The organism is Vreelandella aquamarina, assembly GCF_020075495.1.
Classification (GTDB): Bacteria; Pseudomonadota; Gammaproteobacteria; order Pseudomonadales; family Halomonadaceae; genus Vreelandella; species Vreelandella aquamarina_A.
Map to the genome: position 1 here is coordinate 398,867 of NZ_JABYQT010000004.1, position 19,926 is coordinate 418,792.

The 19,926-nt window shown below is 53.1% G+C and carries 15 protein-coding genes and 1 pseudogene; 15 read left to right on the forward strand and 1 reads right to left on the reverse strand.

Translation table 11 applies throughout. The annotated features are described in order from the left end of the window. The first annotated feature begins 106 nt into the window (after positions 1 to 106). From HW452_RS09360 to HW452_RS09430, 15 genes are all read left to right on the forward strand, one after another. On the forward strand, positions 107 to 2,182 hold the full coding sequence (locus HW452_RS09360; RefSeq protein WP_224105836.1) for a type VI secretion system Vgr family protein: 2,076 nt from the start codon (positions 107 to 109) through the stop codon (positions 2,180 to 2,182). After that, on the forward strand, positions 2,167 to 2,988 hold the full coding sequence (locus tag HW452_RS09365) for a DUF4123 domain-containing protein (protein ID WP_224105837.1): 822 nt from the start codon (positions 2,167 to 2,169) through the stop codon (positions 2,986 to 2,988). The genes HW452_RS09360 and HW452_RS09365 overlap by 16 nt, the downstream gene beginning before the upstream one ends. Beyond that, positions 2,985 to 6,230: a hypothetical protein gene (locus HW452_RS09370; protein WP_224105838.1), complete on the forward strand. Its 3,246-nt coding sequence runs from the start codon at positions 2,985 to 2,987 to the stop codon at positions 6,228 to 6,230. The genes HW452_RS09365 and HW452_RS09370 overlap by 4 nt, the downstream gene beginning before the upstream one ends. 132 nt (positions 6,231 to 6,362) lie before the next feature. Further along, positions 6,363 to 7,250 carry a tetratricopeptide repeat protein gene (locus HW452_RS09375; protein WP_224105839.1) on the forward strand — a complete coding sequence of 296 codons (888 nt, stop codon included), beginning with the start codon at positions 6,363 to 6,365 and terminating at the stop codon, positions 7,248 to 7,250. A 119-nt stretch (positions 7,251 to 7,369) separates the two neighbouring features. After that, positions 7,370 to 8,236 carry a tetratricopeptide repeat protein gene (locus tag HW452_RS09380; protein WP_224105840.1) on the forward strand — a complete coding sequence of 289 codons (867 nt, stop codon included), beginning with the start codon at positions 7,370 to 7,372 and terminating at the stop codon, positions 8,234 to 8,236. Further along, positions 8,236 to 9,243, forward strand: coding sequence for a tetratricopeptide repeat protein (locus tag HW452_RS09385; protein ID WP_224105841.1), 1,008 nt, complete (start codon positions 8,236 to 8,238; stop codon positions 9,241 to 9,243). The genes HW452_RS09380 and HW452_RS09385 overlap by 1 nt, the downstream gene beginning before the upstream one ends. 119 nt (positions 9,244 to 9,362) lie before the next feature. Continuing rightward, positions 9,363 to 10,256, forward strand: coding sequence for a tetratricopeptide repeat protein (locus HW452_RS09390; RefSeq protein ID WP_224105842.1), 894 nt, complete (start codon positions 9,363 to 9,365; stop codon positions 10,254 to 10,256). A 95-nt stretch (positions 10,257 to 10,351) separates the two neighbouring features. Further along, complete coding sequence (locus HW452_RS09395) at positions 10,352 to 11,266, forward strand: tetratricopeptide repeat protein (RefSeq protein ID WP_224105843.1); 915 nt, start codon at positions 10,352 to 10,354, stop codon at positions 11,264 to 11,266. Between the two features lie 245 nt (positions 11,267 to 11,511). After that, on the forward strand, positions 11,512 to 11,856 hold the full coding sequence (locus tag HW452_RS09400) for a hypothetical protein (RefSeq protein ID WP_340162677.1): 345 nt from the start codon (positions 11,512 to 11,514) through the stop codon (positions 11,854 to 11,856). A 93-nt stretch (positions 11,857 to 11,949) separates the two neighbouring features. Then, complete coding sequence (locus HW452_RS09405) at positions 11,950 to 13,008, forward strand: hypothetical protein (protein WP_224105845.1); 1,059 nt, start codon at positions 11,950 to 11,952, stop codon at positions 13,006 to 13,008. 290 nt (positions 13,009 to 13,298) lie between these two features. Beyond that, positions 13,299 to 14,375 carry a hypothetical protein gene (locus HW452_RS09410; protein WP_224105846.1) on the forward strand — a complete coding sequence of 359 codons (1,077 nt, stop codon included), beginning with the start codon at positions 13,299 to 13,301 and terminating at the stop codon, positions 14,373 to 14,375. Positions 14,376 to 14,665: 290 nt separating this feature from the next. Next, positions 14,666 to 15,727, forward strand: coding sequence for a hypothetical protein (locus HW452_RS09415; RefSeq protein WP_224105847.1), 1,062 nt, complete (start codon positions 14,666 to 14,668; stop codon positions 15,725 to 15,727). 412 nt (positions 15,728 to 16,139) lie between these two features. Beyond that, positions 16,140 to 16,993, forward strand: a protein-coding gene (locus HW452_RS09420; RefSeq protein WP_224105848.1) for an IS5 family transposase whose coding sequence is annotated in 2 segments (ribosomal slippage) — positions 16,140 to 16,487 and positions 16,490 to 16,993 — 852 coding nt in all. Because the reading frame shifts where the segments join, the coding sequence is not laid out codon by codon here. Between the two features lie 115 nt (positions 16,994 to 17,108). Continuing rightward, a complete protein-coding gene (locus tag HW452_RS09425) occupies positions 17,109 to 18,467 on the forward strand; it encodes a hypothetical protein (RefSeq protein ID WP_224105849.1) in 1,359 nt (452 codons plus the stop codon). Further along, positions 18,460 to 19,452, forward strand: a complete 993-nt coding sequence (locus HW452_RS09430) for a hypothetical protein (RefSeq protein WP_224105850.1) — start codon at positions 18,460 to 18,462, stop codon at positions 19,450 to 19,452. Before HW452_RS09425 ends, HW452_RS09430 begins: the two co-directional genes overlap by 8 nt. Before the next feature lie 329 nt (positions 19,453 to 19,781). Here the strand turns inward: HW452_RS09430 and HW452_RS09435 are convergent. Further along, positions 19,782 to 19,883: pseudogene (locus HW452_RS09435) on the reverse strand (transposase); the annotation flags it as partial. Positions 19,884 to 19,926 lie beyond the last annotated feature (43 nt).

A 19,926-nucleotide genomic window follows, 5' to 3' on the forward strand; every position in this document is an offset into this window, starting at 1 on the left:
AAATTTGTAAGACATTGCCGCCAGATAGCCTGAACGGGTTGCAGTATTAAACGTGACGCTTAACCTAAGTGATTGGCACATTTATCCAGTTTTTCCAGGAGGGGGCATGGCGCTCAGCACCGGACTGCAATTCACACTCACGCTACCCGGCGTTGACGATATCGCGGTCATCGATTTTACCCACCGCGAAGCGCTCTCCCAGCCCTTCGAGCTGGTGCTCAACCTGGCCAGCCGCGACGGCAGCTTGGACGCCGCGGAGCTGCTGGACCGCGAAGCCACGCTCACCATCTGGCAGGATGGTGAAGCGCTGCGCCAGGTGCACGGTATCGTCAGCGAGTTTGGCCGCGGCGACCGCGGCCACCGGCGCACCTTCTACTCCCTGGTGCTGCGCCCCGCGCTCTGGCGGCTTTCACTGCGCCACAACTCGCGTATCTTCCAGAAAGTCGACCCGCTGACCATCATCAATACCCTTCTCGATGAGCGCGGGATTACCGACGTGGCTTTTGCCGTTACCCGCGAACTGCCGGAGCGTGAGTACTGCGTGCAGTACCGCGAGACCGACCTGGCGTTTATCGAACGCCTGGCCGCCGAAGAGGGCTTGTTCTACTTCCATGAATTTGAAGAGAGCGCCCACCGGCTGGTATTTGCCGATGACCCTCAAGTATTGGCGAATTTGGGTGAGCGAACCTACCACAGCCGCGCTGGCGGCACCGCGCCCACGCGCCATGTTCGTAAACTCAGCCACACCGCCCGCGTGGCCGCGGCTACCGCCTCGCTGAAAGACTACAGCTTCAAGAACCCGGCCTACGCCCAGCTGCACGAACACCTGGGCCGCGACGTGGACGCCCACGGCCAGCAAACCGACTACGAACACTTCGATTACCCCGGCCGCTACAAGCAGGACGCCTCGGGAGAGCCGTTCACTCGCATCCGCCTGGAGCAGCTGCGCCGCGACGCCATCACGGCGAGTGCCGAAAGCGACCTGCCGGAACTCGCCCCCGGCGTACGTTTCAGCTTGGCCGACCACGACACGCAAAGCCTCAACCGCGACTGGCAGGTGGTGGCCGTCCACCACACGGGCGAACAGCCTCAGGCGCTGGAAGAAGATGGCATGACGCACAGCGATGCCAGCGGCATGACGCGCTACGCCAACCAGGTCACGCTGATGCCCGGCGACGTCCCTTGGCGCGCCACGCCCAATCCCAAGCCCCGTGTAGACGGCCCCCAGGTCGCGTTCGTGGTCGGCCCGGAAGGCGAAGAAATTCACTGCGACGAGCACGGCCGGGTCAAGGTCCAGTTCCCCTGGGACCGCTACGCCGAACCTAACGAGACAGCCAGCTGCTGGGTGCGCGTGGCCCAGGGCTGGGCCGGTGGCGGTTACGGCAGCATTGCCATCCCGCGTATTGGCCACGAAGTGATCGTTTCCTTTCTGGAAGGCGACCCGGACCAGCCGCTGGTCACCGGGCGCACGTATCATACCGTCAACCAGCCGCCCTACGCGCTGCCCGAGCACAAGACCCGCACGGTGCTACGCACCCAGAGCCACAAGGCCGAGGGCTTCAACGAACTGCGCTTCGAAGACGAGGCCGGGGAAGAGCAGATCTGGCTCCACGCCCAGAAAGACCTGGAGCTTCTGACGCTCAACGACCGCACAGAAGAGATTCGCAACGACAGCTACCTCAAGGTGCACAACGACCGTATCAGCGAGATCGATGTTGATGACCACCACACGGTACACGGCAACCGGTTCGAGCACGCCGAAGGCCAGCAGCACCTGACCGTGCAAGGCACGCTGCATATCAACGCCGGCCAGGCCTGGCTCAGCGAAAGCGGCCGAGAACTGCACATCAAGGCCGGGCACAAGGTGGTGCTGGAAGCCGGCAGCGAATTGACCCTCAACGCCGGCGGCAGCTTTCTCAAGCTGGACGGCGGCGGCATCACCATTTCAGGCCCCAACATCAAGGTGAACGCCGGCGGTAGCCCCGGCAACGGCACCGGCCAGGCCGCCGAAGGCCCGCTGCTGCCGGGGCATGCGATGGCGGAGGTGCATGAGGCCATACCGCCCACCTCCCTGCCCAAGCTCAAGGACTACCAGCTCAGCGACGCGGCCATCATGCCGCTGTGCGGCAAGATCAATGACACCCAGTGCACCCGCGAGGATTGCCCATGTCTGGCTGGTTGAATGGCATCGCCGAGCGCTCTCAGATAATCGACAATCTCCCGGCATTAACAACGGGCAAGCACGGTTTTTTCGTGCTCGATCAACGGCGCTCGCCTGAACAGTGTAGATCGATACTGGGGCTCCCAGGCACGCCGGATTTTTTAACGCTGTTTGCGGGAACAGCGCTTTCACCTCTTTTAGAAGCAAGCCCTTGGCTAGTGCAGACAGACCAAGGGAGTGAGGCTTGGCACTACGCTGAAACGCTTTGCCAAAAACGTCTGGGATGGGCGTGTTTGCCCGCGTCAGGTCAAACCCTGCAAAGCTTGGCTGAACATTTGCGCCCCTTGTTCGTGTTGGCCGACCCGCATGGCGGAAAGTCGCTCATCAATCTACAGCAGCCCGCCGCATGGATGGCGCTACTCGCCAGTGCCCCGTCCAGCGTTTACGAACACTGGATGAGCCCGTTTCAGCTGGTAGCAACGCCCACGCCACAAGGCCAATGGCTTGTTTGGCAGGCTCAACCCGAAACGTCTAATGCGAGCGATGCAGTACATCTGACCAACAAGATGGAAGTAGCGTTGAAGGAAAGTCAGCAAGCCTGGTGGTTGAGCCGTATGACAAATAGACCATTTAGTGATGTACAAGCCTCTTGGTTAATCAAAATGAAGATCTTGATGGCAGCCGGTATTACTCGTTCCGATCATTTAAAACGGCTATTGCCTGTTATAACAGATGAGCGCGAAATGTTTAGTACTCAAATAGAAGATGTGCTTAGTAAGCCGGTTCCATCACGTCAGAAGGTACAACAACTGGAGCATTTTGTATGAGTGCCTCGCAATCTTCAGAACGCCGTCTGGACCCTGTGGTGGTCAATGTATTCGAGCCGCCAGCTTCAGAAGGCGAGAGTCCCGGCGAGAATGCCTCGCATGTGTGTGAAGAGAATTGCTGGGCCGATATTATTTACATACCGGGAACGCGGACATTCTGGTTACTTACTGAAGAGGTTTCAGATGCGTTGATGGAAGCATCTGAAACCTTAAGGGAGTGGGCAAGCACAGAGGATAAGAAGACCCGCCTTGACCTTCTGACGAATGAAGCTGGTTTAATGGAATGCCTGCTGCCTAGCAGAGCCGAAAGTTTCTTAAACGAGTCCGAACGCCAGCGATATATCGAAAATTTCAATCGACTGGTTGCGCTAACGTCAGAAGACTTATCGTCAGTACAACAGCGAATCGCTCATGAGCGCGGTCTAAGTGATGTGCTCTGGGATATGAGTACGCTGGGCTTGTTGGATCACGTTGCTCGTTTCTTTTCGAATAGTGAAATCACTGACATTGAAAGCCAGCTTCGTGAGTTGTACCTGCAAGGAGTCGCGCGGGCAGAGGAGCAAGGTTATTCACTTGAAGGCGAGGCGTATTACGGCCCTTGGGAGGAGGAAATCGCCCAAGCCTTGGAGGCGTATCGTGTATGCCGTCAGCAGGCTCAGCGTCAGTACCATTTCAATCCGGGCAGCCAAGGGTCTGCTACTCCTTTTTCACTTCAGGAGGTCTTGGCAGAGTATCAGCGTTTTATTCAGCTATGTGAATCCAATCCGCCCGTCGAGGCCGCGCAGGCTTGCCAATTGGTAGGTTATGTACAGCAGCTGAGCGAACAGCAAACAGAAAAGTATCACGATTATCTCGAAAGCGTTTTAAAACTCGCTGCACTTGGCATTGCCACGCCAGAGCTTGCACTCTCCAGTGCCTCCGGTGGAGGTTCACATGTAAAGGATGGCATAAACGGCTTCGATACCTATTGCCGCTTATTGAGAGAAAGCGCTGAGCTCAATGAGTCGGTAGAGCAAAAACTGCGCGAATGGGAGTCCGGAACGGCAGGTCGTGCCCAACTGCCTGTTTTTCTCTTCGAACAAGAGCGCCAGCAGTACGCAAGACTTCATGATCAGTTGGATGAGCTGTTTGAAGCGGCCAGTGGAGCGGTCAAGCAGATGGAGCCGGGGCGGGTCCTGATATGGAATACGAACCTGAACGACGACCGACATTCGCTGGGTTACGAAAAACGTAAAATCGAGCGGCTTGTACGCCGAGAATTTCCGCTTCGCGAGTTCAGCTCGCCGCTGGGAGAAAAATCTCTAAGCCATATCAGTTTATGGCAACTGGCGCCTCTGATGTCAGAAAACGAACGCGAACGTTTGAATCAGTCGCTCAGCGCTGATGGCGTACTGCCCGCCACCTTATGGGAGGCGCCTGAAACGGCGTTGACTCAGTGGTTGGCTTCGCGTGGCTGCGAGAGCATCGAGCACCAGCTCAGTTGGCACGAAGATATATTGGGTTTTTTCCAGCCAGACGATCTCTTCTCCTATTTGGAACGCCACCATTACGAGGTGGAGTCACTCACGGGTGATAACAAAACCCGCTGGGGAGAAGCTCTCCAGAAGATACTCTTTACCGGCCCTGGTCGTGATTCATTGAGGCTTTTTGATGCCAGTGCACAAGCACAAATGCTGCGACTGGTCGGGATGACGCAGTTTGACCTTAACGAAGAGCGGACAGAAGATGAGCGTGATGCCCCTTGGAATGCCGAGGCGCAGTCCGGCAGTCTGACGTTTTTTGATGGTGAGCTGACGTTCGAGAAAAAATTAGAAGCCAGCGTCACGCGCAATGACCAACTGGAGCTTGAACGAGATACGGTCGGTGAGTGGTCCTTGGATGACAAGGATAAGACCGCTGCAAAGCTCTCTTACGGGTGGGAAGGCAAAGGCAAGATTAGCTTGGCACGGGGCGAACTCCCTCTGGGGCGATTGGTGCTACCTCAAAAATCTCAGGCATTGCCGGTCAGTATCGAACTGGCTGAACGTAATGAAATGCGCAACCTAGGGCGCTATACCGTTGTGCTCGATGCGGTGGCCAAAGGGTTTGCCGGAGCAAGCGCGGTACTTTCAAGCGAGTTGGGCTTTGATTTCGATAAAGATGGGTTAAGCATCACCGGGGTCGATTGGGCCAAGCGCGAAGCTCAAGGTGCAGAGTTCGATGCATTTGCGGGCGCTAAGCTCGGCATCGAGACACGCTGCGCCTTGCACTGGGAACCACCGGAAAATCTTCAGCGCTTGCTGCCAACACGCGCCGCGTTATCAGACCTTACCATGCAGGGGGCGAGCCGGTCACTCACGGGATGGCGAAGCCTCGGCAATGCCAAGTTGGGCGGCGAGGTATCCATCGGTATAGGGGCAAAGGCCGGTTTTCTTTTACGTATGCAGGGCGGTAAGTTCACACTCGTCATGAGTGCTCGGTTGGTCGTGGGCAAAGGCGTTGGCGGGTCACTGGCCATCGACCTGGACGTAGACAGCCTCGATTTGTGGCTCACCATGCTCCACCGCGCCATGGTGGATAATAATTACGTTCAGCCCGAGTGGGTCGATGAAGAAGCCTACGAAACCCTTGGCTTTCTCGGCTATCTCGCTGCCACGACATTGCTGAACGTAGGGCTTCTCGCCGCACGCGGCAAGGCCGGTATCGAGCAGATCTACCGTGCCATGACGGGTGGGCAGAATGCGGGGCCGATTGCTTATGTTATTACCAACGATCCACGGCAAGATCAAATGCGTGGCTGGGTTCAGCAACTAACGCCCGAGGCGCTGGGGGCTTTGTTACATCTGCTAATCAGCGAACCAAGAGCGTTCGAAATTGAAACCCCCGGCAGAGGTAGAAGCCTCGGTAGTAAAGATTCATTCAATTCCGAAGAGGCATTGGACTTTCAGCAAATCGCCATTGCCAACTGTCTGGGGTGGATCGTGGAGGGCGTAACGACGGGCGTTTACGGCACGCTATGTCGTTTTAGTCAGGAAGATCCCACTCCTTCGCAGTACCTATTTGCCAAGGCGCTCATTCGGATGAGCGAGGATGGCCAGCCATGGCACGATGACTCAAGGCATGCTTACGAACGCCGTAAACGTGATTTGGAAGGTTTTATGGAACGGACTTCAGACACAGGCGATGAAGACGTTAGATTTGCTAAACAAGAATACCGCCGCTATGCCGCAGGCTTAGCCACCGAAGTATGCGCTACTCAGTAAAGTAACCGATCAAGGAATCACGTCATGCGATCAACCCTTTTAGCTGTACTGACTAGCTTACTTTTAATCCCTGCCACACTACCGTCTGCTTGGGCACTAGATGACGAAGCGCAAGGTGCCAAAGAGGAAGGAATGCGGTTATGGGGTATTCATCAGTGGGAAAGGATGCAGCCGCCACTTGAAATTGCCGCCGAAAGTGGCGATGCGGAAGCGATGTATTATTTGGGCGAAGCGAATCGACTGCTTAGCCGAGGTCTTTCACAGGCCGCACTGGACTGGTATTACCAGGCCGCCCAGCATGGCGAGCCCTACGCCATGCTGCGCCTGTTCGATGGCGGCGCCTGCGAGCTGGGCGACGTTTGCCCGGAGAACGGCGATGACTGGCCGCAGGCGGCACTCGAACTCACGCTGCCCCAGGCGGAAGCCGGCGACCCGGAAGCCATGGCGGCACTTTATTACATTTATTACTACGTGGAAGATCCTGATGAAGAAGAAGCGCTTACGTGGTTGAAGCGTGCGGCCGAGGCGGGCAATGCCTGGGCCATGTACTCGCTGGGCAAGCGTGCACGCAATGATGAGAATGCCTACAGTAGCGATACAGAGCGCTTGGAGGCTGCGGAGGTATGGTTCCGCCGGGCAGCCGAGGCAGGGTATGCTCCAGGGATGAATGATTTGGCCGTGGTTTTGAGCTATTTGGGGCGATATGAAGAAGCTTGGGAGTGGATGCTTCAGGCCTCGGAGGCAGGCCATATTAATGGTAGGCAATGGGTAGCATCTTGCTATATCGAACCTGAAGCACAAGGGCGTGAAATGTGTCAGGTAGAAAAACAGCCTGCGAAAGGTTGGGCAATCATGCTCGCTAGAAATGAGGAGGTACCGGGTACTTCTTCAGAGCGAGCGCTACGGGTGTATCACGATAACCTTACGCCCGAACAACGCGCCGAAGGCGAGCGCATGAAAGATGAATGGCTGGGCCTGGAACCGCCGCTCTCCTATTTTCCCGAGAAGTTTGGCCCCTGATGATGTTACTCCCTCGCGCCGGTCTTCTGGCAACCCTGGCCAGCGTGCTCTTAACGCCATTAACGCTACCATCAGCTTGGGCGCTGCACGAGGGAGTGCAAGCCGCCAAAGAGGAGGGGATGCGCCTTTACGGTATTAGAAAGGCAAATTCGGCCATACCATTTCTTGAGCAAGCGGCTGAAGCAGGTGATGTAGAAGCAATGTACTATCTGGGCGAAGCTAATCGCCGATTAGTGATGGGAAACATGAATCAAGCTGCGCTGGATTGGTACTACCTAGCTGCTCAGCAAGGAGAACCGTATGCCATGCTGCGTTTACATTCTAGTCAAGCCTGTCAATTCGGTGATATGTGTCCGGAAAATAGTAATGACTGGCTAGGGACTGCCTTAGCGGCCACATTGCCAAAAGCCGAGGCAGGGGATGCGGCTGCGATGTTCGCGCTTTATTCGATTTATGCAAGTTTGGAAGACGAGGAGGCATCTGGTGAATGGCTTTTGGAAGCTGCTGAAGCCGGGAATGTAGAAGCCCAAACTTGGTTGGGGCGGAAAATAAGAAGCGGAGCGAGCGATATTGAGGCCCAAGAAGCAGCGGCAAAGTGGTTTCGTCGGGCGGCGGAAGAAGGTTATGCGCCTTCAATGAGTTATCTTGCTGCTACATTAAACAGTTTAGGGGACTCCCTAGAAGCTTGGGAGTGGATGGTTAAAGCCTCTGAAGCAGGCAATATAAGCGGACGGCAATGGCTCGCGTCCTGCTATATCGATCCTACCGAAAGTGAATTATGCCATGTTGAACAAGAGCCAGCCAAAGGATGGGCTATCTTTCTTGCTATTCAAGAAGAAGTGTCAGGCACAACCTCAGAGCGAGCGCTTCGGGTGTATCACGATAGCCTTACCCCCGAACAACGCGTCGAAGGCGAGCGCATGAAAGATGACTGGCTGGGCCTGGAGCCGTCGCTCTCCTATTTCCCCGAGAAGTTTGGCCCCTGATGATGTTACTCCCTCGCACCGGTCTTCTGGCAACCCTGGCCAGCTTGCTCTTAACGCCGTTACCAGCCTGGGCGTTGGATGAGGAAGCACAAGCCGCCAAAGATGAGGGGATGCGGCTTTATGGTATCAGTAGGCCGCAATCAGCTATTCCATATTTAGAACAAGCAGCCGCACAGGGTGATGCAGAGGCGATGTACTACTTGGGTGAAGCCAACCGCCGCTTGGTAATGGGCAATATGAACCAGGCCGCACTGGATTGGTACTACCAGGCCGCTCAGCACGGAGATCCTTACTCTATGCTGCGCCTCTTCGATGGCGGCGCCTGCAAACTGGGCGACGTTTGCCCGGAAAACGGCGATGACTGGCCGCAGGAGGCACTCGAACTCACGCTGCCCCAAGCGGAAGCCGGCGACCCGGAGGCCATGGCGGCACTTTATTACATTTATTACTACGTGGAAGACTTTGACGAAGAAGAGGCGCTCAAGTGGCTGCATCGCGCAGCCGAGGCAGGTAATGCTTGGGCCATGAACACGCTGGGCAAACACGCACGTGATGATGAGGATGCTTATGAAAGTGAAACTGCGCAGCTTGAAGCGGCGGAGGTATGGTTTCGCAGAGCAGCTGAACTCGGATATGCGCCATCCATGAACAATCTATCAGCAATTTTAAGTAATTTAGGACGTAATGATGAAGCTTGGGAATGGATGACAGAGGCTTCTGAAGCAGGTCACATAAATGGTAGGCGCTGGAGAGCTTCATGCCATATCGTACCTGAAGAAGAAGGACGCGATTTATGTGAATCAGCGCCAGCACCGAATCCTGCTATCGGCTGGGCAATTATGTTGGCTATTGATGAAGAAATTCCAAGGGCCTATTCCAACGATAGTCTTGAATATTACAAAGAAATGCTCACAACCGAACAACGCGCCGAAGGTGAGCGCATGAAAGACGAGTGGCTGGGCCTGGAGCCACCGCTCTCCTATTTTCCCGAGAAATTTGGCCCCTGATGATGTTACTCCCTCGCACCGTTCTTCTGGCAACTCTGGCCAGCGTGCTCTTAACGCCATTAACGCTACCATCAGCCTGGGCGTTGGATGAGGAAGCACAAGCCGCCAAAGAAGAGGGTATGAGGCTTTACAACGCACACCAACGTTCAAAGAGCCCACCCTATTTGGAAATAGCCGCAGAAGCGGGTGATGCGGAGGCGATGTATTACCTAGGAGAAGTTGATCGCTTGCGTCATATGGGGCTAACCCAAGCCGCGCTGGACTGGTATCACCAAGCCGCCCAGCACGGCGAGCCCTACGCCATGCTGCGCCTGTTCGATGGCGGCGCCTGCGAGCTGGGCGACGTTTGCCCGGAAAACGGCGATGACTGGCCGCAGGAGGCGCTCGAACTCACGCTACCCCAAGCGGAAGCTGGCGACCCGGAAGCCATGGCCGCACTTTATTACATTTATTACTACGTGGAAGACCCTGACGAAGAAGAAGCGCTTGCGTGGTTGAATCGCGCAGCCGAGGCGGGCGATGCCTGGGCCATGAACACGCTGGGCAAACGCGCGCGTGATGATGAGGATGCTTATGAAAGTGAAACTGCGCAGCTTGAAGCGGCGGAGGTATGGTTTCGCAGAGCAGCCGAAGCGGAGTATGCGCCAGGAATGAATAACCTGGCAGTGGTTTTAGGGCGTTTAGATAGGCATGAAGAATCCTGGGAGTGGATAACAAGGGCATCTGAAGCTGGACATATTAATGGCCGTGGCTGGTTGGGCGCCTGTAATATTGAACCTGAAGGAGAGGGAATGAACTTGTGTCATTCAGCGCCAGCACCAGAACCGGCTAAAGGCTGGGCAATTTTAAGCGCCATCAACGAGGAAGTACCTGGAACCTCTTCTGAACGACAACTGAGAGTTTTCGGAGAAAGCGTTACCCCCGAACAACGCGCCGAAGGCAAGCGCATGAAAGAAGAGTGGCTGGGTCTGGAACCGCCGCTCTCCTATTTTCCCGAGAAATTTGGTCCCTGATGATGTTACTCCCTCGCGCCGGTCTTCTGGCAACCCTAGCCAGCTTGCTCTTAGCGCCGTTAACGCTACCACCAGCCTGGGCGTTGGACGAGGGAGTGCAAGCCGCCAAAGATGAGGGGATGCGCCTTTACGGTATTAGAAGAGTAGATTCAGCTATCCCATTTCTTGAGCAGGCGGCTGAAGAGGGTGATGAGGAGGCGATGTACTACTTGGGTGAATCCAACCGCCGATTGGTGATGGGCAATATGAACCAGGCCTCGCTGGACTGGTATTACCAAGCTGCCCAACACGGCGACCCCTACTCTATGCTGCTCTTGTTTGACGGTGGAGCCTGCGAGCTGGGCGACGTTTGCCCGGAAAACGGCGATGACTGGCCGCAGGAGGCACTCGAACTCACGCTGCCTCAAGCGGAAGCCGGTGAGCCGGAAGCCATGGCGGCACTTTATTACATTTATTACTACGTGGAAGACTTTGACGAAGAAGAAGCGCTTACGTGGTTGAATCGCGCGGCCGAGGCGGGCAATGCTTGGGCCATGAACACGCTGGGCAAACTCGCACGTGATGATAAGGATGCTTACAGTAGCGATACAGAGCGTTTAGAGGCTGCGGAGGTATGGTTTCGCCGGGCAGCCGAGGCAGGGTATGCGCCAGGGATGAATGATTTGGCCGTCGTTTTGAGCTATTTGGAGCGATATGAAGATGCTTGGGCGTGGATGCTTCAAGCCTCAGAGGCAGGTCATATTAATGGTAGGCAATGGGTCGCATCTTGTTATATCGAACCTGAAGCACAAGGACGAGAAATGTGTCAGGTAGAAAAACAGCCTGCGAAAGGATGGGCGATTATGCTGGCCAGAAATGAGGAAGTACCGGGTACTTCCTCAGAGCGAGCACTACGAGTCTATTGCGACAGCCTTACACCCGAACAACGCGCCGAAGGCGAACGCATGAAAGACGAGTGGCTGGGTCTGGAACCGCCGCTCTCCTATTTCCCCGAGAAGTTTGGCCCCTGATGATGTTACTTCCTCGCGCCGGTCTTCTGGTAACCCTAGCCAGCTTGCTCTTAACGCCGTTAATGCTACCACCAGCCTGGGCGTTGGGCGATGAAGCGCAAGCCGCCGAAGATGAAGGTATGCGGCTCTATAGTATTAGCAGGCCGAAAACCGCTATTCCCTATTTAGAACAAGCAGCACAAGCAGGTGATGCAGAGGCCATGTATTACCTGGGTGAAGCCAATCGCCGATTAGTAATGGGAAATATGAATACCGCCGCACTGGACTGGTACTACCAGGCCGCCCAGCATGGCGAGCCCTATGCCATGCTTCGCCTGTTCGACGGTGGCGCCTGCGAACTGGGCGATGTTTGCCCGGACAATGGCGACGACTGGCCCCAAGAGGCGCTCGAACTCACACTGCCCAAGGCGGAAGCGGGTGACGCGGAAACCATGGGTGCGCTCTATCATATTTATTACTACGTTGAAGAGCCCGATGAAGAAGAGGCGCTCAAGTGGCTCCATCGTGCGGCTGAGGCGGGTGACGCCAATGCCATGAACTGGCTGGGTGAGCTAGCCCGCAGCGATAAATGGGGCGTTCCCCGAGCGTGATAGCCTTACCGTCGCGAATCCTTTTGAGGCCCTTATACGTTACTTCGGTAAGCAGCAGGCGCCGAAATACTGGTATACCGAGGAGTTCCAGGTATGAATAAAGCTGCTTTCTCTGCCTATATGTCGGGGGCCTATACAAGCGAAACAATCCCCCCGTTGCCGGAAGCACCCAAGAAAAGAGGTCGTGTCGGCGAAGAGCTGTTGCCTTTTGGTGATTATGCTCATATCGATCCCTACCAGCAGATCTGTGTAGATGCGGAGTTGGTGCGGCATCTGGAGAAAAAAGATAAACAGTTCTATGAATCAGATGACTGGTGGTGGAATAATAAATGTATAAGGTTTCTGAGTAAAAGCACTGGGGTTTCTTTACTCATTATTCTCATACCTTACTTTATTGCTATTTTGTTATTTGGTGTGGTCTTTTATTCGTCTGTGCAAATAGCAATGTTTGTTGAGAAATTTAATGTCTTTTTAGCGATATTGTCTTTGATATGCTCAGTAGGGATTGGAATTTATATCTGGGGAACAATTGGCCCAATGTTGACTAACGGGTTGATGAGTAAGCTGGCTAAACCGGCGATGCCTTTTCGGAGCCAGCTTGATAAAAGAGTAAATGATTATATGGAAAATCGCCAAAGTGAGCTCAATCGTAAAACAGGCATGGTGAGTTTCACTCAAAGCAAGAAAAAGCCATCGCTCGTTGCGCCCTTCATCGAATTTGATGGTTATGTTGAGCGAGTAGTACAACGGGGCGGTATCTTTTATCGGCTGATGTTCGTGCATCGCTATACAGGTAAACAGTTCAACCAGACCTCATTGAGTGCCATCGTGGAGCACCAGCATGAAGTCCGTGCGACATGGGACATGCTGCAACGCTATATGGATGTCAGCCAGCCATTACCCGATGTTCCGCGATTGGAGCCCTTTCGCCACCTCGACCCCACCACGGCTGAACATGACCGGCAAACCGGGCGCGACCCTCGATACTGGCGCGATCTTGATCTGGAGGCCTGGAAGGAAAACGAAGGTGCGAAGAAGCGCCAAGCCCAAGTCGATTTTCCTTGGAGTCGTCAACGTTGCCAGCTCACACCCCAGCTTGGGAAGATCGAGATGGCGGCTTATCAGGCAAAAGATGCGGCATCGTTGGCATGATTCACTACTAAGTCGAGGAACGTCAGCTTTTGCCAGAACAGAGTACCGTACATGTTTTTGCCGCACGTAAAGTGATTGAGCAAGGCGTAAATATTATATGGGGTGGCATCTTTAAGCGAAATGGTGCTACCTACACCAATGCTTGACCAATATGAAGCGTATAGTGAAGAAGCTCATGGGGCGTTCCCCGAGCGAGGTGGTCTTGCCGTTGCGAATCCTTTTGAGGCCCTTATACGTTACTTCGGTAAGCAGCAGGCGCCGCAATACTGGTATACCGAGGAGTTCCAGGTATGAATAAAGCTGCTTTCTCTGCCTATATGTCGGGGGCCTATACAAGCGAAATAATCCCCCCGTTGCCGGAAGCACCCAAGAAAAGAGGTCGTGTCGGCGAAGAGCTGTTGCCTTTTGGTGATTATGCTCATATCGATCCCTACCAGCAGGTCTGTGCAGATGCTGAGTTGGTGCAGCATATGGAGGAGAAAGATAAGCAATTTTATGAATCAGATGATTGGTGGTGGGATCATCTAAGAATACGCTTTATTAAAAGCCAAGTAGGGCTTTCTGTCTTATTAATGGCTTTTCCTTTTTTTTATTTATGTTTTTTATTGTCTTTTCCCTTTTATCTGTCATATATAACTGTTGTTTATATGCAAGGTTATGACTATAACGCGGTGCTTGCTATATTTATTGCTCTTATTATAGCAGGGGGGGGGATATTAGGCGCAGCAGTTATAGGTGCTTACACCTGTCAGTCTGTAATGAATAGCATTATTCGAGGTGGTGCTTATCTTACAAAGCCTTTTAAAGGGTGGTTGGCTAAGCAAGGCAATAGCTATCTGGAAAACCGCCAAAGTGAACTCAACCGTCAAACGGGTATGGTAAGTTTTTCTCAAGGTAGAAGAAAGGCGCCACTCGTTGCCCCCTTCATCGAATTCGATGCCTACGTGGAGCGAGTGGTGCAACGGGGCGGTATCTTTTATCGGCTTATGTTTGTGCATCGCTACACCGGCAAGCAGTTCAACCAGACCTCATTGAGTGCCATCGTGGAGCATCAGCATGAAGTCCGTGCGACATGGGACATGCTGCAACGCTATATGGATGTCAGCCAACCGTTACCCGATGTTCCGCGATTGGAACCCTTTCGCCACCTCGACCCCACGACGGCTGAACATGACCGGCAAACCGGGCGCGACCCTCGATACTGGCGCGATCTTGATCTGGAAGCTTGGAAGGAAAACGAAGGGGAAAAACAGCGCCAGGCCCAAGTCGATTTTCCGTGGAGTCGCCAGCGTTGTAAGCTCACGCCACAGCTTGGAAAGATCGACATGGTGGCTTATCAGGCAAAAAATGCGGCATCGTTGGCATGATTCACTACTAAGTCGAAGAACGTCAGCTTTTGCCAGAACAGAGTACCGTACATGTTTTTGCCGCACGTAAAGTGGTTGAGCAAAGCGTAAATATTATATGGGGTGGCATCTTTAAGCGAAATGGTGCTACCTACACCAATGCTTGACCAATATGAAGCGTATAGTGAAGAAGCTCATGGGGCGTTCCCCGAGCGCAATAGCCTTACCGTCGCGAATCCTTTTGAGGCCCTTATACGTTACTTCGGTAAGCAGCAGGCACCGCAATACTGGTATACCGAGGAGTTCCAGGTATGAATAAAGCTGCTTTCTCTGCCTATATGTCGGGGGCCTATACAAGCGAAACAATCCTCCCGTTGCCGGAAGCACCTAAGAAAAGAGGTCGTGTCGGCGAAGAGCTGTTGCCTTTTGGTGATTATGCTCATATCGATCCCACACAGCAGATCAGTGCAGATGCGGAGCTAGTTCAACACATAGAGCAAAAAGATAAGCATTTTTATGAATCAGATGATTGGTGGTGGGATCATCTAAGAATACGCTTTATCAAAAGCCAATTAGGGTTATCAGTATTATTAATGGCATTTCCCATTTTATATTTCGTTTTTTTACAAGCTTTTTTTTTATGGTTATTCTTTAACCTACTGCGCCCCCTATTGGATCATGGTGGAGTAATCGGGGTTATCTCGATGCTAATTATCTTTGGTGGAGGTGTCTTGGTTTCTGGAATCATAGGTGCCTACACTTGCCAGTCTGTCATGAATGGCATTATCCGAGGCGGTGCTTATCTTGCAAAACCTTTTAAAGGGTGGTTGGCTAAGCAAGGCAATAGCTATATGGAAAACCGCCAAAGTGAACTCAACCGCCAAACGGGCATGATGAGCTTTGCCCAAGGCAAGAGAAAGACGCTGCTTGTTGCGCCCTTCGTAGAATTCGATGCCTACGTTGAACGAGTGGCGCAGCGGGGAGGTATCTTTTATCGGCTGATGTTTGTGCATCGCTACACCGGCAAGCAGTTCAACCAGACGTCATTGAGCGCCATTGTGGATCATCCGCATGAAGTCCGTGCGACATGGGACATGCTGCAACGCTATATGGATGTCAGCCAGCCTTTACCCGATGTTCCGCGATTGGAGCCCTTTCGCCACCTCGACCCCACGACGGCTGAACATGACCAGCAAACCGGGCGCGACCCGCGCTACTGGCGCGACTTGGACTTAGAGGCGTGGAAGAAAGGCGATGGGGCCACCCACCTAAAGTCGCAAATTGAGTACCCTTGGTCTCGTCAGCGCTGCCAGCTTACCCCGCAGTTGGGTAAGGTTGAGATGGCAGCCTATAGGGAGCAGCAGCAAGCATAGCTATCAATACGAGGCCTTGGGGCAGATGAGTTTCCTCAGCCTACAAGGCCACTGAGATACCGTAATCGGCCATAGCATAGCAATTGCCGGCGGTGCACTGTTTCTAGCAGCGGCGGGCTTAGTGTTGATTCCTGGATGGGGTTGGGCACTGCTGGGATTAGGCTTGGCCATTGGGGGCTCCAGCTATGCGGCCATGAATCAGGACACTTCGTTTGAAAAGTTGCTAAAGCAAGGCCTCTCGGTACACACACCAATAGCGATATGCACTCAATGGATGATCATGCCTACTACCCTCAGCTATTGACGCAGCTTAGCCCTGTCGAAATCGATGTCGTACGCTATGGGGCTCTAGGCTTTGTATGAAAAGTCATTTTTGCTAATGTAACCCATGCATGGCAAGCATAGGTGCGATATGGCAGGACGCTACGAAATCTATGAACAACAATGGCAGTTGATCAAAGACATCGTATCCCCGTGTCAAACTATGGGCAGGCCCAGAAAAGATGACAGACAGATGCTCAATGGTATCTTCTGGGTGCTCTGTTCTGGCGCCAAATGGCGCGATCTGCCTGAACGCTACGGTCCTTGGAGTACCGTCTATGCCCGATTCCGTCAGTGGCGAGATGACGGCACTTTCGAGGCGGTCTTGTCTCGTTTACAGCTCCAGCTTCGCGAAGATGGCTTGATTGACCTGGAAACGTGGATGATCGATTCAACCGCGGTTCGTGCAACACGAGCCTCCGCTGGCGGAGGTAAAAAGGGGGATCCGACGAACCCGAACATCACGCGTTAGGCCGAAGTCGCGGCGGCATTACAACCAAAATTCACTTGGTCTGTGATCGTTTGGGCTGGCCCATCGCCTTCACTCTTTCTGCAGGGCAAGAGGCGGATTCGCGCTACCTCATGCCCACTCTGGAGAAGGTCCGTTTGCCGGGAAGGCGCGGTCGGCCACGCAAACGTTGTCGCTTAATCGTGGCTGACAAGGGTTACGATAGCGAAGCGTTGCGCCGTTACTGTGATCGTGTTCGGCTCAAGCCCGTCATCGCACAACGAAAGATGAAACGTAAATCGCGTCGGGGCCTTCCTCGCGGCTTCGATAAACCCAAGTATCGTCAGCGAAATATCGTGGAACGCGTGTTCAGTTGGCTTAAGGAGTGCCGCCGTATCGCGACGCGCCAAGAGAAGCTGGCCCGCAGCTTTTATGCGATGGTATGCGTAGCTTGCATACGTCGATGCCTACGAGCCAACTTTTCGTACAAAGCCTAAGAGTCTATCGTGACAGACTTACCTCTGAGCAACGCGCCGAAGGCGAGCGTATGAAAGAGGACTGGCTGGGCCTGGAGCCGCCGCTTTCCTACTTCCCCGAGAAGTTTGGCCCCTGATGATGTTACTGCCTCGCCCCGGTCTTCTCGTGACCAAACACCTAGGAGGCACCAACCAAAGCCGGTTACGCTCAATAAAAGATATTGGCGAAGCCCGCCAGGTGCGCTTTATCTTTGTCCCCATCGACTCTGATGCAGCGGAGATGGTTAGACAGGGGCGCGAACGAATTGGTTTTACTGAGCGAGCGATTGGAGCCACCCGGCTGCCTTACTTAATGGTTGCCTTTCAGGCGATGAACTTGGGGCAAAGCGCAGCTGTAATGCAGAGTGGAGGGGATTTAAAGAAAATTTTTGGCTTAGTTGCTGCTTTATTCGACTTGGGGCTCGCCACTCTGAATTTAAGTGACTATATAACGCGACGTCATCAAGCTTATCAGCTCGTCATTAATACAAGTAAATTTAGCCAGAAAATAGTGATAAATAACGGACAAGCCAATCTCTTTAGCAGGATGTTCCCAAGGTTAATGACAGCTAACTGGGTTGTTGCTAGAGTAGCAGGCGTTATGGCAGCAGTTACAATGGCTTGGGAGGCAGTGGAGAGATTTAAAGAAGGTGATATGGATGCTGCAGTGGCGTACGGCTTTGCCGCCGTAGGCGCTGCCATGGTTTTGGTGTTTAGTGGTCACGTTGGCTGGGTGGAGCTAGCACTGTTGGTAGGTGGCGCGGTTACTGGCATCATGTTGACCGATGGCCCGCTGGAACAATGGGTCAAGCATGGTCCCTTCGGCGATCAGCGTGGCGTAGCGCCATGGCTGGAAGAGCCCGAAGAGGCCTACTACCGCCTGCAAGGCATATTGGCCAATATTACTATTACCGCCCGCCGGGTGTCGCCACAAGAGCGCGATGCATTAATGAACCAATTGGGCGATACCCATAACCGCCCCACGCCTACGTCATTTCTCATGGGCCAAATGTGGCAAGAGCATCTTCAGCAGACACCTATTAATACGGTGATTGGAGTAAGAAGCGGCCTACCCGGCATGGGGGTTGAGCTACAAGATGTCGCAATCATTAAGCGCCTAGAAGGAAAAACTCACAATACACCGGCCTATAGCGGTTGGGCGAAAGAATCTGAAACGCAGATTACGCCACTACTGACCCAGCTATCTGCAAATTTTATTCGCTACTTTGTTTATACGCCTGCGGGTAAACGTGCATGGGGGCCTCAGGCAGGCATCGGCTACCGTTGGGATGTGCAAGTGCAGTTTCGAGAAATACCGCAAGTCCCTTTTTTATCCAATGATCGGTTCTATCCCGCGCCGGAATCATTAAAGGAAACGCCTAGCAACATAGCAGAAGTCTTTAACAGCACATCGCCTAATAGTGACTACTGGGTAAAGGAAACATTGAATGTCTGATCAGACTAACCCAAAAGATTACTACACTGATACTGCCTACAAACCGGCTAGACGGATAGCTTGGGAGAAAGCCAATCCAGATCGCCAGCGTATTAGCGGCTCGCGTTTAACTTGGTATCGCCGTGCTCCAGATAATGGTAATAAAGACGAGTATGGATATGATAATATTAAAATTTCTGAAAGATGGGAGTCTAGAAAGGCTGAGAATAACTTAGAGAGTAGTGAGGCGTTTAAGGAAATTGGAGTTCATTATGACCATGGGGCTATTCTTCCTCCTAGTTATAATGAAATTTCGAAAATATTGTTTACCACCATGGGTATAGGAAAAGGAGGGGCTTTTCTTAGCTTGTGGGTTGTTTTTATTATGAGTTTAGGTCTCTCGGTTAAATCAATTTTGATGGGAGAATTGGATGAGCTTATAAAAGATATAAGAGCTATATTAATTTTTATTTCACCTGTTTTTTTAATTTTAGTTTTTTTATGGAAAGGTGGGAGGTTGCTTGAGAAATTTTCTCCTGAATTTTTTTATGGAATGCGAAAAGCCCCAGTATGGCAGCTCAATCGGCAGAATGGTTTTTTCACGATTTATAACCCAAAACGAGCTTGGGAAGAGCGCTTAGTAGCACCCATCTACGAATTCGATGCCTACCTTGAAAGCTCGCCGGATACCCAAGGTAGCCCTACCTATTCGCTGATACTCTATCACCCTGAAACAGGACTTCGCCAGAAGCTGGATGCCCAGTTCCCGCCTACCAATATGCCCGGCGAGCTGGTGGCAGCATGGCAGTTTATCCAGCGTTATATGGATGTTTCCCAGCCGCTACCTGATGTGCCTGCTCTGGAAATACACCGCCACAAAGACCCTACCACGGCAGCCGCTGACAAGCGCAAAGGCCGTAACCCGCGCTACTGGAGAGATATGAGCGAAGCCGAGGTGGAGAAAATACAGGAAGAGAAGTACCAAAAGAATATTCGTTTGCGTTAGCCGGTAGGCGCAGTCCTGTCATTGTATCAAACAACACTCTCAAGGCAGGTGCTATTACGCGCCTGCCTCGGCGGTAGCGTGGCTTAATCTGTTAAATTAATTAGTTCCAGTGAGTGATTGTATGAATTGCCGAAAACCACATGAGCGCGATGCATTAATGGATCAACTGGGCAATATCCATAACCGCCCCACGCCTGCGTCATTTCTCATGGGCCAAATGTGGAAAGAGCATCTTCAGCAGACACCTATTAATACGGTGATTGAAGTAAGAAGCGGCCTACCCGGCATGGGGGTTGAGCTACAAGATGTCGCAATCATTAAGCGCCTCCCAGAGAGGTACTCGCCTGGGGGATGGTGTAACCTTGATCCAGCACAAGGCTGGCTGCTTCCTGCTTGAACTCAGGCGTAAAGGAACGTCGTTTTCTGGTCATCAGACACCTCGTTGAGGGTGGCGATCTTACCACCTACGTTGGT